The organism is Gemmatimonadales bacterium, from assembly GCA_019637315.1.
Lineage (GTDB): Bacteria > Gemmatimonadota > Gemmatimonadetes > Gemmatimonadales > GWC2-71-9 > SHZU01.
Map to the genome: position 1 here is coordinate 1 of JAHBVU010000032.1, position 15770 is coordinate 15770.

Sequence of the window (15770 nt, forward strand, 5' to 3'; positions counted from 1 at the left end):
TCGGATCGTGGCAACCGCTTCCAGCGCGGCAATCCCGGTGCTGTGTCCTCCTGGAAAGGCTGCGGAGCCGTGGTCGCGTACTGGCCAGCGGTTCATCAGGGCCGTGAACGTCTCCAGGTTGGTGAGCAGGTCCGTCATGTTGTCGATGGCAATCGGGATCAGCCGCGCCACCTCGTCGCTGGCCAGCGACGCGGCAGCAAACCTTTGCGCCAGGAGTGGGGCGGGGCCCTGAATCAGGCTGGCGCGGAGGTGGGCGGTCGCGACGACGACGGACGTTGCGGTTCGGGCGACCGTCGGCAGCAGCTCGATCACGTTGCGCGCCGGGTCGTGCAGGGCCAGGAACAGGCGCCCCTCTGCCGTTTCCGGGATCGGTACCTCCAGCTGCATCAGCCGGTTTCCTCGGCCGTGCGAGGTGGAGATCTCGAGCACCGGCCCAGCGACGGAAGCGCCGGCCGGTAACGTCACCGCCGGTGCCGAGGGGTCGATCCGAAAGCGCCAGTCGGTGCTCGCTGCGGCGGTGCCGGCCGGGATGGTCAGCGTCAGGCCATGGTAGGGATGCCCCGGCTCAGCGATCGCGACGGTGCCCCCGCCGGATCCGACGGTGCCGGTGTGGATGCCTGTTCCTGGAGTAATGCTGGCTGCGAAGACGACTGCCGGCAGCGAACCAACCTGGGCCGACAGCCGCTGGTCGCCGTTTGGCCCGAGGACCCAGCTCGTCACGCTGGCAACTCCAGAGGCATCCGTTATCGGAGAGCCGCCGGCGACCTGCCCACCGCCGGCGGAGACCGCGAACTGAACCGTGACACCCGCCAGCGGCTGGCCCTGACCGTCCCGGACCATGACTGACGGTGCGATGGCGACCGCGCTGCCCGCTGGGGCCTGCTGAGCGTCACCGGCAGCGAGGGCCAAGGCGGCAGGAGTTCTGGGCGGTGGGCTGGGCGGATCGTTTGGCGTGCTGGTATCACCGCATCCGGTCAGGGCAAACATCAGGGGCAGTACTGCTGCGGGGACTAGTGCTCTCATGATCGCTCGCTCCACCTGGGACGGCACAACAGGATCGGCTGGAGCGGGCGGTCTGCCGCGGTCCGTGCGCCGGAATCGTCCTTCTCTGGGGGTACGCGATGGTGGGTTGTGCCAGGGATCACGCCTGGCTTGGTCGGTGGCCGACGTGGTTCAGGGTTGGACCGGTGGATCCGTCCGAACGGCGTCGTCCGCCTCGCGCCGGGCGGCAACGAGACGGTCGACGCCCTCGCCAATCCGGCGGGCTGCGTCGATCAGGGTCGTCAGCGGGGCCAGGTCGGTAGTGCCGGCATGGAGCCGCAGCAGGTCGAGTCGGACCCGTTCCAGGGCGCCAACACTCTCGGCCAGTCGAGCCGCGGCGGCGGAACGGCGGACGGCCAGGGCGTCGGCGTCTTCGGGGCGCGAGGCCACCAAGGCCGCGACCTCATCGACATCAGCCCGAGCGGCCGCCGCTTGCGACTCTAGAGCGGCTACCACGCCAGGTAGCTCGGCAAGCTGGTTGCGATATTGCTTGGGAAGCGCAGCAAACAGATCGCCGGCGGCAACTCCCAGCGCAGCTTCGGTGGCGCGGAAGACCCCGCCACCGACGGCCTGCGACACCTTCGGGGCGCCGAGTTGCTTCGCAAACCAGCGGCCCAATCGGCTGTTCCAGAGCCGGTCGCGAACGCCCGTCTGCCACCAGCGTCTCAGGCCGGTCGGGATGAACTGGACATCCAGTGCGTTGCTGGCGGCGCCGAGCAGAAGCGTGGCGCCCATCGGCAGCAGCAAGAAGATCATGCCGAGGTCACGCTCGTGCACGACACCGGCTGCCACCAGCCCGACCGTGGTGGCGAGCCAGGTCGCGGCGGCGGTCGTCGCCAGGCGCAGGATCCGGTGGAGTCCAGGTTCGCCCTCGGCTCGGGACGCCGCTTCCGTCTCGTCGCGTTCCCGCCGTTCCAGCTCGAGCGCGGCAAGCAGGTCGGCGAGCGAGTAGCCGGCTTTGAACTGTCGGCGGGCCTGGTTGAGGTGAAACCCGATGATCGGCAGCAGCGGAGCGGCGGTGATCGCCGCGAGCAGCACGATGTCGGCCGGGCCGTCCGGGCGACGGCCGAGCAGCCAGACCGTCAGGTTTGCGAGCGTCAGGGTTCCAAAGAGGCCGCCCCAGGCGAGATATGGCACCAGCATCGGGTTGCGGGCGCCAAGCCAGGCACGCAGCGACGGAGGGAGCGCGGGCCGGGTCTCGGCGGTCGGGGCCAATGCCGCAGCCAGGGCTTCGCCGTCGGGGAATCGGTCGTCGGGGTCGCGGGCGAGGCAGCGGTCGATCGCCTCGGCGAGCGCTGCGGGCATCCCTGGCGCAATCGTGGACAAGCTCGGCGCCTCCCGGGTGGTCTGCTGTACCAGCAGGGCGGGGAGTTCGGACCCCTCGAACGGGAGGCGCCCGCTCAGGGCCAGGAATCCGACCACGCCTAGCGCGTAGATGTCGCTCCGGCCGTCGAGGCTGTCCCCAAGCGCCTGTTCCGGGCTCATGAACCGCGCCGTTCCCATGATCAGGTGCCCGTCGGTTGCCGCGGAGCCGGTGCCGGCCTGTGCGATCCCGAAGTCTGTCACCAGGGCGCGACCGCTGCCGGCTTCGATCAGGATGTTATCGGGTTTGACGTCGCGGTGGATGATGCCGCGTCCGTGGGCGTACGCGAGAGCCCAGGACACCTCGCGCAGCAATCGGGTGGCGTCCGCCGGTGCGAGGGGCCCCCGGGATCGCAGCCGCTCACCAAGCGACTCCCCCTCGATATAGCTCATTACGAAAAAGACGAAGCCGCCGACCTCGCCGACCCGGTGGATCGGGACGATGTGCGGGTGTGAGAGCCCGGCCGCCATCCGGGCTTCGCGGAGAAAGCGCTCCCGTGCGGCAGGATTGCCGGCCAACGGGGTGGGGAGGACCTTGATGGCCACGTCCCGGTCGAGCAGGACATCCCGGGCGAGATAGACGATGCCCATGCCGCCTCGGCCGAGTTCTCGCTGGAGCGAGTACTCGCCGGCGAGGGCGGCCTGGAGGTCGAGGAAGTCCGGGGTCGGCTGAGTCATGATCTGCTTTGCGGTGTAAAGTACATGCGTCGGGTCCGTCCCGCTACGTCGGGGCTGGGCATCGATCGTGGCGCCGCCGGCCGGTGCGATCGTCGAAATCCGGGGCGGTGGTCCGTGCCTGCCGGATCCCACTGCAACCATCTGGTGCTCGAGCGGGACGGGTGATAAGCTTGCGTCCGTCGTCCGGGTCGGGTCTCGGGCCAGCGTCGTGAGGATGAGATGAGCCTGCTGCGCGGCAATCCAGCGTTGATGGTATCCTTGGTGGCGCTCGTCATCGTGGCAATCGTATTCGTCATATTGGCGGCCGTGATGACTCGGGCAGGTGCTTCGCTCCGCCCGTTGGCATTCTTTGGGGTGTATCTCGGCATCATCGGCGGTCCTCAGCTGCTTTTTCACGTTGCGCAGGGATCGGGGTGGATTCCCAAACGAAGTCTGACACGGGTGGCTGGCGGATCAGGGACCGAAGGGTACCGCGAGGTGGAGTCGGCTCTTGCAGTCACCGGCAGTGTCTTTGCAAACCCGCAGACCGTCTTTCCAGGAGCCGATCCTGACCTCATCTCGGATCTGACTCGGCTCGGCCCCAGCGGACCCTACGGCGATGCGCAGGTGGCCCAGATGGCGATCTTGCCTCCGGCGGGCACGGCAGTCGTCGCGCGCTATGCCAATCCTGCTGCTGCCCGGGTGGCGGCTGAGGGGTATCTGCGCTCCGCAGCCGGCTACCTGCCTGATCCGGCGCCGGATGGTGCCGTGCTCGTTTCGCGACCCGTGGGCGACGTGCTCTTGACGCTGACGGCTGGTCGCACCTTGATCGCGTTGACGGGTCCCGATGAGCGAACCGTTCGATCGGCGCTCGCGGCCTCGCGGGTCGTGGCGCCGATCGAAGCCCCGGTGTCGGCGGCAGCCGATCCGGGCGCGACGTTCTGGTTGTACCGCCCCGCCGTGCTTGCGGGGCTGGTGCTGCTGCTGGTGGTGGTGGCCACCCTCTGGTTCTTCAAGGGGTCGACGTGGGCGTCGTCGCTCCCCCCGGTTGCCGGAGCCGCCCCGGTGTCCGAGCCCGAGCTGCGTCGGCGCCTGCTGGCCATCAACGAGCTCGATGCGCCCTACTCGGTGCAGGAGGAGACGCCGGGTGGGCGGATCGTCGTGACCTGGCGCTTTGCCGACGCTCGATGGGTCGACCTTGCCCGGGTGCGCGGCATGCGCGCGACGCACCGGATCCTGATCGAACTCGACGAGTCGAAACGGGTTGCCCGGCCGACGGAGCAGGTCAGTCGAGTCGACTGGTCAGCCGGACTGGACGGTGCAGGCGTCTCGTGGCGGACCATGGCCGGAATCGTCTTCTTTCAGTACGAGCAACAGCGGGTCTTCGGCCTGCAACTCGACCCGCAAGGGCGATTCACTCCGCAGCTTTCCTATGCCTACACCTTCAATCTGCAGGAAATGAAGGCGCCGTTCACCGCCGCCGTCACGACCGCCGGTTGGGGTTGGCGACCGACGGTCTGGCATGCCCCGTCCTGGCTGCGCTGGTTGACGGAGTGACGGGCGATTCCAGCGGACCGGCCTGGTGGCGCCAGGCCGTCGCGCTCGAGCAGGCCAATCGACTCGATGACGCTGAACGCGCGATCACAGCCGCGGTCGACCACATCGGGGCGGCGGCGTCCGTCGCCGAGTTGTACCGTCAACGCATGGTCCGACTTGCGGAGTCGGGAGATCAGCAGGGTGCCAGCGCCGCTGCGGACCAGGCCGAGCGATGGATCTGCCATTACGCCAGCCAGGCCACCAGCGGCGGCGAGGGCGCCGCGCTTTCGGAGGAGCGCGATCGCTTCCTCGAGGAGATCGGTCGGGGCCCGGGCACCGTCACCGGTCCGCCGGTGGCGGAGTCGCCGCTCGACCGGTTCATCCGGAGTATGGCGCGGAACCGGGAACGCTGGCATGACGGTATCGGCTACGACTTGGAGGCGCTGTCGGTTGCCTCGCCAGATGCCCGACGCCTGATCGAAGATCGACTGCTCGAGAAGCGGCCGCGCTCCTGGCATGACATCGAGGCGCTGGCTGCGCTCGACACGCCGCGAGCCCGGGCCGCGATCTTCGCCGCACTCGACGACCCTGACGCCATGGTCCGGGCTGCCGTCACGCGATTTGCGGCTGCGCAGCTTGATCGAGACGCGGCAACGGCGTCTCTCGTGCGCGGCCTGGAAACAGCCGAGTTCTATGGGGGATTGACGCAACTGCTGGATCAGGTGGAAACGTTCCATCCTGCTGCTGTCATCGACGCGCTGCTTCGGGGCACGCTGAACCGCGAAGGCGAAGTGGCCGTACACTTTGCGGCGATGCTGGTGTACCTCCATGGCAAGGCGAGCGAGCCGTTTGAGATGAGCCTCCGTCCGTTCTTCCTGACCTTTCACACCGAATCGACGGTGGAGCGCGCGGCAGCGTTTCGAGAGCTCTGCGGCCGGATCGGTGTCGACCCCGGACCGTACCTGGCCTGATCCCGGGGGCACGAGGTCACGAAGCCACCATCATGCCATGCGCCATCCTGCGGAACTCGAGCTGCCGTGAGGTCGCTGAACAGCTCGGCTGGGGCCAACGTGACGTCAGAAACTCTGCCCCAGCGAGAAGTGAAGATGATAGCGCCGCTTTGAGTTCACCGGAACCGAACTGATCGGCCGGCCCGCGAGGAGGGCCTCGAGGATGGGCTCCGCATCCCGCAAATCGAGCTCCGACGGGTTGAGCTTGTAGCCCAGGCTGATCCGGACCGGCCCAACCAGCGTCCGCACCTGAACGCCGAACCCGGTGCCGAAGAACCACCGCTCCGAATCGCCCGGGTCATCTGCCCGGAACCGGCTGTCCGGCGTCCAGACTCGACCCGCGTCGAAGAAGAGGTGGGTTCCCCAAGCGTCGCCGAGGCCGGGGAAGGGCAGCTGCAGTTCGAGCGACCCGCTCATCCGCGCCAAGCCACCCGACGGAGCATATCCGCGGGCGCCCAGCTCGAGCGAATCCGTGCCCTCGATCGGCGTCAGCGTCAGGTTGACGAACTTGGGGCCGAGTTGGGCTTCGCCCCAACCGCGCACCGAGCCGGTGCCGCCGGTCGTCAGGAGCACATCGCGCAGCTGCAGCGAGGCAATCAGGTTCGACTGGTCGTCGCTCTGAATCGATTTGCCATACGGCCAGACCCTCCCAATCCTCATGCGTGCCGTCGCGGTCACGCGCGGACCGATCGGGAGATAGCCGAAGATCGGCAGATCCGCGGCAAAGTACTCGATGGTGTTGAGGCCGCCGGGCGTCGTGATCTCGAGCGTGGGCCTGCCCTGAACCGTTCGGGCCGGGCGAGTCGGGTCGAAACGTCCGACCGTCCCGGAGAGCGAAAGGGTCGAGCGCTGGCTGCCCCTGCTCAGCGAATCGATGGCCCCCTCGCCGATGAGCCGGAGCAGCGAGTTGAGATCGATGATGCTGCCGCTGCCAAGCCGGTAGTCGAGAATCCGTCGATGCGAGTAGCGGTGCTGCAAGGTGATGAACCGATAGGGACCGAGTTCATAGACCAGCGAGGTCTCGATACCCGCTTGCCACGATCGATCGGTAACGTTGTTGCGATAGTAGCCGAACGGTTCAACCGTGAGCGAGTAGCGCCGATGCAGAAACCAGGGTGCTCGATACGCCACCGACAGACGATACTCTTCGTTGTCGAGGTCGCCCACGCTGAGCAGTCCGGTTTCTGCCAGCGCCGAGACGCGAAGCGTCCGGGCCCCGCCGCCGAAGTTGCGGTGAGCAAACTGTCCCTGGGTGCTGATGCCACCGTCACCGACGTAGCCGATCTCGCCGGTAATCAGCCGCGGCGGGTTCTCGGTGACTCTGATCCGCAAGTTGGCGAGTGAGTCATTGGCGGGGTCACGCTCGACGTCGATCAGCGCCAGTCGGAACAGATCCAGTCCGAAGACCCGCTGCCGCCCCTCAGCCAGCGCCTGCGCATTGAACCAGCGTCCTTCGCGGAAGGGAAGCACGCGCCGGATCACCTCGTCGGAGACGCTCTCCTGGCCTTCGATCGTGATCCGCCCGATTCGGGTCCGGGGTCCGGGGTCGATGGTGAACTGCAGCTCGGTGGTGGCGGCAGCGGTATCGATTGGTGCGCTTGCTGCAACCGTTGCGAAGGCCCAGCCACGGTTGCGCCACCAGGCCAGCAGGTCGGTCTCATGCCACGCCCGGGTCGTCTCGGTGTACCGGCCTCCTGTGTCGGCGCCGATGGCGTCACGTCGCCGCTGCCACTCGCCGACGTAGTCCTCCGGCAGCCGGGTCATCAGGTCACCGCCGTCCGGTGCCGTGATGGTGATGGCCCGAATCAGAATCGGACGGCCTTCATCGATGAAGAAGGTGATGTCGACGGTGTTGTCGTTGTCATGGTACTTGACGTCATACCAGATCTGCGTTTCGAGGAACCCCGCATTGCCATAAAACCGCCGGAGTCGTGCCACGTCGCGTTGCAGGTCGAGTGGCGCGAAGGGGTGCGGGGCAGGCGAGCTGACGATCGGAAGCGCCGCCAGCGTGCGACGAAGCCCGTAAAGCGCTCCCCGATTGCTCAGCGCGATCTGCGCCTTGAGCTCTCCCTCCTTGAATGTCCTCGAGGTCGTGAACTCGAACCCGAGCGAGCGGACCTCGGTGTTCTCATCGAAGACCGTGTAGGGAATCTGTGCGGCAAGCGGCCGAGCGAGCGCGCCGAGTCCGGCCATCGCAACGAGCGCTACGAGGCAGAGCCGCCGGGTCAGCTCAGAACGCATAGCGGGTCCGGAAGAAGGAACGAAACTCCGACTGCCCGGCCTGCAGGTTGAGCAGCAACCAGCGGAACAGGGTGTACTCGACCTCCACCCGCGTGGTCGGCCCCTTGTCGGTGAGGGACTGATCCGACTGGGCTGAGTTGAGCGGCTGCTGAAATCCGACGTACAGGCGCGGCGAGACATAGCGGCCTGCGATGACCACGGTTCCATCGGGGCCGCCGTGGCGAATCTCCATGACATCGAGGCCAACGGCTTCGCCCGCCTGGCGTTCGAGCAGCCCGGTCACCGTGCCGAGTGCGAGTGAGGTACCTCGGTCGGTCAGGGAAGTGCTCTCACCACTTCCGCTCAGCGCCCGCGCAGCCGGGCGTCCGGTGGCCAGGTAGGAAACGAGGTCGGACGTCTCGAGCTGCGGGTTGGAGCTGAGTTCAAGTCGCAGGCTGTCCATCTTTCCGGTGACGCTCAGCGTGATCTGGATATTTGGATCGATGGCGTCGGGAGTGGACGGCACGGCGTAGCTGGCTTCGATCGAGGTGGTCCAGTCGGTCACCAGTCCATTGAAGGTGACGCTACCCTGGTCGATCGCGAACCGGCGGCCGAACTGTTCGACCACGCTTCGGCCCGGTACGACCTCGGCTGTGCCGAACAGCTGCAGCGAGTCATTGGCTGCCTTCCGTACATCGAGCGAGCCGGTCAGCAGCACCCGCATCTGCGGCTGCGCCTGCTTGCGCAGCCAGACGTCGCCGCCGAGGGTCAGCTTGACGTCGATGGCCCAAGGGAGGAGGGGGTCCCGTACGATTGCTGCATCGCCCGGTCGATAACCGAAGTACGATTCCAGCATGGCATAGTCCGCCGGCGTCAGTTCCACCGGCATCGCGGCAGTGCCTTGGCCAACCTCGTCGGCATAGATGTCGGTCTTGACCAGACTGATCGATCCCTCGGCCTTGGGCTGGGACACGGTGCCAGTCAAGCGGATGTTTCCGTCGAGGCCGAGCCGGACCCATTCATTGCGGAGCGCGCGGAACTCCTTGAAGTTCGCGTCGAGGGCCAGCTCCGGATCGTTGAGAGTGGTCAGCACGATGTTGCCGCGCACGCTGGCGGTGCCGTCCGCGGTGGCTTCCAGTCGCGTGACCTGGATCGTTTCACCGGCGAATGTGGCGTCAGCGGTAATCCGCCGGTAGTCCACACCCTGGCGTGGTACGGTGATCCGTCCGCCGGCCAGGCGAATGGTGCCCGATGCGCTCGGACTGCCGATCGTGCCAGTCAAGCGGGCATCACTTGACACCTGACCCTCGATCCGTTCGACACCCGCAAACTGTGCAAAGGGCGCCATCCAGCCGATCGGAAAGTCGGTGCCGCGAAGAGTCAGGTCGACCGGAGCGCTCTCGGGAGGTGTGGGAAGCAAGCTGTCGCCTGCGAGGGTGAGCCGGAACGGAATCGTTCCGGCCGCCTCGAGCGTGCGCCCCTGACGGTCCTGGAGCCGTGCATCGAGACGGAGCTGTCCGGGGCTTGGCGCGGATGTCGTGAGCCGCGCAACGACATCAGGCATGGCCAGATTGAGGTTGGTGCGCACGGCCACCTGGTCGGCCGGCCCCTCGAGGTGAACCGTCCCATGCAGGGTTCCGTTGAGGTTCTCGAGGCCGGCAAATGCAGCAAAGCCGCCGATCGGTACCGAGTCGAGCGTCAGGGCCAGTGCTTGCGTCCCTGTTCGGTCGAGGTGGCCATCGACTTCGATCCGGCGCCGGCCGGCCCGCAGCTCGAGGTCGCTCACTACGATTCGGTCGCCCCAGCTAATCGAGGCGGTATCGCTCAGGGCCCAAACGGTCTCGCCAAAGGTGAAGCCCAAGTCGGACAGGAAGAACCGACGCTCACTGGCCCTTCCTCGCCCGCCAAGGGTCAGCTGATGACCTGCATCGCGACGTGCGCTGACGCTGAAGGTCATCTCGCCTGCTTCGGAACTGACCTTCGCATCGACCTGCTGCAGATGCGTGGTCTGCCAGGCCACCTCCTTGCCGGTGGCCTGGCCGTTGACGTGCCAGTCCGTGCCGTCGCTCTCTGCGCGGGTCAGATCGAGCTGCAGCGTATCGGCGGCGGCCATGCCGGCAATCAGGCCGCCGACCGAGGCGCTGCCGGCCAGCGCGAGGCCCTGGTCGTTGCGCCAGACTCGAGCGTCGATCTGTCCGCTCCTGATGCCCAGCGGTCGGATCGGCAGCACCGTCTGCGCGGGCGGCGGACGGGTCGTATCGGCCACCAGGTGGACCCGCAATGTGTCACCCGCGCCCGACTGGCGGACCAGCGGCACCCGACCGCTGCCGCCGCCGCGCAGTATGTTCGAGGCGAGCAGGAGCGTGTCGAGGCGGAATACGCCGTTCGAGACCGCCCCACGAAGGGCCAGGGAGTCGAGTCGGGCATCGTTGGCGTTGCCCGAGGCATGAGCCCGCCCGGTCCATCGCATCGTTGCGGGGTCGACTCCCTGACCCTCGATCCGCGCGGTGGCAGCGAACTGGCCGTTGATGCTATCCTGCGCCGAGATGGCGCCGAGATCCGTCAGGTGCAGCGCGAGATCGGCCTCACCCCGGGTCACCTGCCAGGCCGCGCTGTCGCCAGTCTCGCTGCGTCGGGTCAGCGCCGCGTGGCCGTCGAGCGATGCGGTACCGGCCGCGCTTTCCAGCGCTGCGACCACACGCATCAGCCCGGAGGTCGTGTCGCCTGGCGTTGGTGTCAGTGTCAGGGTGATCGGACCGGATACCGAGGCTTGGACCCGTCCCTGCGTCAGCGGACCGAGCGCGAGCTGCCGGATGCCCAGTCGGGCGTCGAGGCCGGGAACCGGCCCGAACGGTCCCACGGCCGCCGCTATCTCGACGGCTCCCTCGGCCATCGGCAGGGTACCGGCCATCGTGACACGATCGGGCGCGAGCGTGAGCGCAAGGTCGCTTGGTCCGAAGCGCACCGAGTCGACTCGCGACGGCTCGATCCGTACGGTGCCATCGCCGGTGAGCGCGGGCAGGTTGCCGCGCGCCGACAGGGAGGCGGTGGCCGAGATCTGTGATGCCGGCCAGGCGGCGTCGATCGCGGCGAGGTCGATGTCCCGGATCCGGAGTTCGGTCAGGTCCCAGATCGGCTGGTTCAGAAACGGCTGTGCCTGCCCATCGAGCGAGACCGTCCCGCCTGCGGATCGGGCGCCGCCGGTCAGCCGGACCCGTCCATCAGCCAGTCGAAAGCTGGCGGCCGCGCTGTCGACCGCGAGAGAGCCCCAGCCGGCGCTGTCCCAGCGAAGCGTGCCATCGGCCGTGATCGCGGCCGGCTCGAGTCGGGCGCCCTGCGCGTTGGCGTCGAGATGAAGGCAGCCTCGGGCCGAGTCGCCCAGGAAGGGAGCCAGGGCAAGGTCGCTGACGGTCAGACGCGGCACCCGAAAGCTCAGGGCATCGTTCTGGCCGCGCCGCTCGAGCAGCAGGGTGCCAGTGGCGCGGGCGCTACCAAGTGTAGCCCCCAGCCGCGCATCGACGCGCTGTTCCCGCCACTCGGCGCGCAGCGAGGTGTTCTCGAGCGGCTGACCGGCGACTGTGCCGGTCGCGGTCAGGGTTGCCCGGCCCTGGCCGCTCAGAGTTGGAGCGCCCGTACCGGCGACCTCGATGCGAGCCTGCAGGTTGTCGAGCGCGACCGTGCCGGCCTGGAGCAGGGAATCGCGCGGGGTCAGCGTCACGTCGAGCTGATAACTCGGCTGCTCGTCGAAGGGCCGGACTTCGCCTTTGCCGCGCAGGTCGACCCAGGGTGCCCAGCCGCTCTGCACCTTGAGCCGGCCGCGGCCCTGCTCGAAGGCGCCGGAGAGGCGCGTCGGTACCAGACGGCCCTCACCTACCACAACGCCATCGGCGTCCAGTTCGAACGGACCCGATACGACGGTGAGTGAGTCGCCGGAGAGGTCGAAGCTCAGCTGGGCATTGATCGAGCCGGCTGCCGCATCGTTGCTCCAAAGCGAGGCGTCGAGGCCGTCGACACGCAACGTCGACCGGTAGCGGACGCCGCCGGTGGTTCGTGGTGTCAGTGCGCCGTCGACTGTGAGGGTGGCGCCGTCGAAGCTCCGGCCAGATCCGGTCAGGGTCAGCAGGTTCGCGGTCCCGGTAACGCGAAGATCGAGGCGGAGGCTGCCGGGCACATCGAACCCGGGTACCAAAGCGCCGATATCGCGGAAGTCGAGCGGTGCGGCGGCAAGCCGGAAGTCGACCGCGTCCGCCCGGCGAGGGTCGGCGTCTGGCAGGCGAAGGTCTCCAGCTGCGGACAGATCAGTCGAGTCTGAGCGAACGGACAATCCGCTGACGCTCAGTCGATCCGATCCGAGGTACAGCTTCGCGGAGACGGTCGCCGGCGTGGGGCGACCGGGTGGGGTCAACTGCGCACCGAGCGTGTCGAGGCTCAGCACGGGGAGACCGTCTCCCGAGCGGAAGTCGCGCATTGCCAGGATCAGGCTGTCGACCCGGAGCGTCGAGTCGCCCAGGTAGCGCGCCTCCAGCCGGCTTCCGATCACGTCGAGGCGCTCGATGGCGATCTCGAACGGGTCGCTCGCGGTTTCCTGCGGGGTGGTATCCGGGGTCTGGAACGGCGCGGTCAGGTCCCACCCGGACGGTCCCAGCTCCCGGGCGACGACGCTGGCGTTGACGACCCGGACCTCGCCCAGGTGGAGCCTTCGAGTCAACAGCGGCAGCAGGGACAGGCGCAGTCGAACCGAGTCGATCTCGACCATCGCGGTGCTGTCGGCCCGGACCAACCGGAGGTCGGCAACGCTGACACGGCTGATGCCGGAAATCGAGGCGCGGCCGATTTCGAGCCGGGCGTCAGGCCAGGGTTGGAGCCAGTTTGCCACGCGCCGCAGGGCCCCGGTGGCGATCCCGTCGTGCTGAAGCAGCAACACGGCCAGGGCGAGGGTCCCGATCAGAGTGAGCAGAGTTCGAGCAACGATGCGCGGTGCCCTGCGGCTGTTCCAAGTGCTCAAACCTGCCCTCCGTCCAAATGGTTGCCTCGTGTCAGGCTACTAGATGGTGGACGAACTTCGGTCCGATGGGATGCACCGCGACCCGGCAGGACGCCTCGAAGCGCTCCGCTGCGGCCTCGCAGCCGTTCGACTGATTGCCGGGCACGCTGCTGCTCACGAGAGTACGGTTCTCCGCCGGAATGGCGTCCAGGCGGGCAGGGCACGAGGTCCGGTGATCCGTAGCGTCGAAATGAGAGTGCCGGTAGCTTCTTGGTCAAGACCTTCGACGAGGCCAGGGCGATGAAATCCCATGATCAGCTCACCATAGTACGGAACCGTCACCGGGCCCGGGAGCTCCGGCTGTTCCGTGATCTGGTGGAGCGATATTTCGCCCAGTCCGAATGTGACGAGAACGGCGTGCCAATGGATTGGGAAGGGGCCGTCGGTGCCCGGTCCCGGATCAACCAGATGCTGCCTCGGATGCTGCAGGTCATTCGGGCGGCGGGGTTAGCGGGGTCCACCGGTACGCCTGGCCAGACTGATCCGGGCGTGCCACTGGGCCGGCTCGAGGTGCTGCAGCAGATCTTCACCGCCCGCTACGCCGAAGGTCTCGAGCAGGAGATCCTCGATGTCATCGACATGGCCATTGGTGTTTACGAAAGCGACCGCTACATGGCGCTGATCCGAACCGTCAACCCGCTGCACTATGCGGCGACGGCGCTCGGTTTCGTTGCGCGGTTGCCGCGCCGCATGCTGGCGGCGCTGGGCCTTTGGCGCTCGCCCAGGTCCACCCGGTTGAGCGCTGCCGATCTGGCCCGGCTCGAGTCAGCAGCCGCTCGGGTCATGAAGGCCGAAGATCTGATCGACAGTCGTCTCGGGGCGCTGCAGGACCGCCAGGGAATTCACCAGGCCGAGCAGGCTCGGCAGTTGGCCGAGCTGGCTGAGCGCCTGGATTTCGCGGAGCGGATGCTGGCGCAGCAGGGGCCTGTCAGGCGGATTGGGGCACCGGAGCGGGGCCTCAAGACGCCGGTGTAGCTGTCGACTCGCGGCGCTGAAACCTCCCATGGGGGAGGAATCGTACGTCGTGGCCATGTCCGCCACCTCCGCTGCCCCGGTCCCTGGCGCTGGACTTCGGGGCCTTGCCCGCCGCCACCCCATTGCACTCTACCTCTCGATCGTGTTCGGCCTGGGCTATCCGCTCATGCTGGTGCCTGTCCTTGCCGATCGCGGTGTCGTTCCCGGCGCATCCTGGCCGGCAGCCGTCGGGCTCGACCTCGAAAAGGCGGCCGCGCTGCTGATGGTCCTGCTGGCCTTGTTTCCGGCAGCGCTCATTGTGTCAGGGCTCGAAGGGGGGCGGCCGGCAGTTGCTGCACTGCTGCGGCGGCTGGTAACCTGGCGGGTTGGCGTCGGTTGGTGGGCATTGGTGGTGCTGGCCCTGCCGGCTGCCACGATCGGGATTGCCGCGCTGCTCGGCGACACGGTCCGGGCGCCGACCCTGCCCATGCTTGGCAAGGAACTGTCGGGAATAGCCTTCGGGTTGCTGCTCGTCAACCTCTGGGAGGAAGCCTCCTGGGCGGGGTTTCTCCAGACGCGTCTCGAACGACGGTACAGCCTCTACACGGCAGCTGCGCTGACTGCAGTTCCATTTGCGGCCATCCACTTACCGCTGCAGTTGCTCAATGGCACCCCCTCGGCGGGGGCGCTGGCTGCCCACTTCCTGCTGCTGTCGGTGCTCGGGATCCTGATCCGCTCGTACCTTGGCCTCGTGATGCGCGGGGCGCGCGACAGCCTTCTGGCGGTTGGGCTTGCGCATACGATGTTCAACCGTTCGATCAACAACGAGGGCATTGCTGCGACGCTGCTGGAGGGCGGCAACCGCTCGACGGCGGCGTTGCTTGCCACGCTGCTGGTCACCGTTGCGCTTGGAATCATTGCGCGGAGCCGCTCTGGGACAACGGAGCGGCTCCGCCTCGACGCCATCACGAGTGCGAGTGGCCGTCGCTCCGATGGTGCGCACAGGTCACATTCGGATTGAACTGCGCGAAGGTACCGTTGGGGTTTTCGCGGTGAACCCAGACATGGCGATCATAGTGGCGCTCAAAATGGTGCGCTTCGTCGAGGGGCGTCGCGGGATCGTCGACCATATGATCATAGGGGACGCCATGGAACGACGGGGGCGCCGTGTTGCCCGCGGCGGTCCAGGCGGTCTCGAACGCCAGGTTCTCGACGGCCACGAGCTGGAGTGAGCCGTCGGCCTGCGGTTCGTAGATCAGGACACCGGGGTTCAGGAAGTCGGTGTGGGTTCCGTTGCCATCGACTCGTGGATTCGGGGGCCCGGTGATTCCGAGCAGGTCAGGGCGAAAGTAGTGGATGCCCATGCTGCCGAGTGCCGGGTCAAACCCCATCATGGCTGCGGTCTCGCAGGTGTTGGTGGGGTCAGCGATGTATCCCTCGGCCAGGGCTACCTTCACATCTTTGAACCGCTCGGTCGCGGCGCGGACCGCTTCGAGGGTGGGCTCTCCGCCGGGGCCCGGCATCGCCTCTGCGGGGGCCTCGCTTGGGTTACGGAGCCGGAGAGCAACGACGGCCAGTGCGACGACGATGGCACCGCCAATGAGTACGCCTGTCCTCCCGGTGGGCATTGCGAGTGGTCTCCTGTGGTGATGGGGCGCTTGTCTGGATAGTCCGCGAGACGTGCGGCCAGGAGAACATATCGCCGGCTGGCAACTCCGCCAGTCGGCGTCAGACTGGCGCTGCGCCGGGGCGGGCCGTGGGAGCCCGCCCTTTGGCCCTCACCACATCAGCTGCCCGGCTGCACCACGAAGTTGAGCGGCGGTGCCTCATAGATCGTAGTGCTGCCGCGCCGAACAACGAACGAGATCAGCGAGGCGCCGGCCCGCAATCCTTGCAGCGTTCCCTGAACCGGTCCGCCGGTCCACCGAGCAAGGGTCGTATCCTGG

Annotated in this window: 9 protein-coding genes; 4 read left to right on the forward strand and 5 right to left on the reverse strand. The window is 67.5% G+C overall.

Annotated features, from left to right (window positions below):
• A partial coding sequence (locus tag KF785_16965; GenBank protein ID MBX3148459.1) for an Ig-like domain-containing protein occupies positions 1-1023 on the reverse strand: 1023 nt, incomplete at its 3' end.
• Positions 1024-1173: 150 nt separating this feature from the next.
• On the reverse strand, positions 1174-3081 hold the full coding sequence (locus KF785_16970) for a serine/threonine protein kinase (GenBank protein ID MBX3148460.1): 1908 nt from the start codon (positions 3079-3081) through the stop codon (positions 1174-1176).
• 219 nt (positions 3082-3300) lie between these two features.
• Here KF785_16970 and KF785_16975 point away from each other — a divergent pair, with 219 nt between their 5' ends.
• The gene (locus KF785_16975) at positions 3301-4617 is read left to right on the forward strand and encodes a hypothetical protein (GenBank protein ID MBX3148461.1); all 1317 of its coding nucleotides are present in this window, start codon (positions 3301-3303) and stop codon (positions 4615-4617) included.
• Positions 4614-5567, forward strand: coding sequence for a HEAT repeat domain-containing protein (locus KF785_16980; protein MBX3148462.1), 954 nt, complete (start codon positions 4614-4616; stop codon positions 5565-5567). Before KF785_16975 ends, KF785_16980 begins: the two co-directional genes overlap by 4 nt.
• Before the next feature lie 105 nt (positions 5568-5672).
• Here the strand turns inward: KF785_16980 and KF785_16985 are convergent, their stop codons facing one another.
• Complete coding sequence (locus tag KF785_16985) at positions 5673-7847, reverse strand: BamA/TamA family outer membrane protein (protein ID MBX3148463.1); 2175 nt, start codon at positions 7845-7847, stop codon at positions 5673-5675.
• The gene (locus tag KF785_16990) at positions 7837-12831 is read right to left on the reverse strand and encodes a translocation/assembly module TamB domain-containing protein (GenBank protein MBX3148464.1); all 4995 of its coding nucleotides are present in this window, start codon (positions 12829-12831) and stop codon (positions 7837-7839) included. Before KF785_16990 ends, KF785_16985 begins: the two co-directional genes overlap by 11 nt.
• Before the next feature lie 279 nt (positions 12832-13110).
• Here KF785_16990 and KF785_16995 point away from each other — a divergent pair, with 279 nt between their 5' ends.
• Together KF785_16995 and KF785_17000 are read left to right on the forward strand one after the other, a co-directional pair.
• Complete coding sequence (locus KF785_16995; GenBank protein MBX3148465.1) at positions 13111-13845, forward strand: hypothetical protein; 735 nt, start codon at positions 13111-13113, stop codon at positions 13843-13845.
• A gap of 28 nt (positions 13846-13873) precedes the next feature.
• Positions 13874-14845 carry a CPBP family intramembrane metalloprotease gene (locus tag KF785_17000; GenBank protein ID MBX3148466.1) on the forward strand — a complete coding sequence of 324 codons (972 nt, stop codon included), beginning with the start codon at positions 13874-13876 and terminating at the stop codon, positions 14843-14845.
• Here KF785_17000 and KF785_17005 read toward each other — a convergent pair.
• Positions 14790-15452 carry a hypothetical protein gene (locus tag KF785_17005; GenBank protein ID MBX3148467.1) on the reverse strand — a complete coding sequence of 221 codons (663 nt, stop codon included), beginning with the start codon at positions 15450-15452 and terminating at the stop codon, positions 14790-14792. The genes KF785_17000 and KF785_17005 overlap by 56 nt on opposite strands.
• Positions 15453-15770: the final 318 nt, after the last annotated feature.

Coding starts and splice junctions, on each gene's coding strand:
- KF785_16985 (MBX3148463.1), bottom strand. CDS start 7,847: ATGCGTTCTGAGCTGACCCGGCGGCTCTGCCTCGTAGCGCTCGTTGCG.
- KF785_16995 (MBX3148465.1), top strand. CDS start 13,111: ATGAAATCCCATGATCAGCTCACCATAGTACGGAACCGTCACCGGGCC.
- KF785_16975 (MBX3148461.1), top strand. CDS start 3,301: ATGAGCCTGCTGCGCGGCAATCCAGCGTTGATGGTATCCTTGGTGGCG.
- KF785_17000 (MBX3148466.1), top strand. CDS start 13,874: ATGGGGGAGGAATCGTACGTCGTGGCCATGTCCGCCACCTCCGCTGCC.
- KF785_17005 (MBX3148467.1), bottom strand. CDS start 15,452: ATGCCCACCGGGAGGACAGGCGTACTCATTGGCGGTGCCATCGTCGTC.
- KF785_16970 (MBX3148460.1), bottom strand. CDS start 3,081: ATGACTCAGCCGACCCCGGACTTCCTCGACCTCCAGGCCGCCCTCGCC.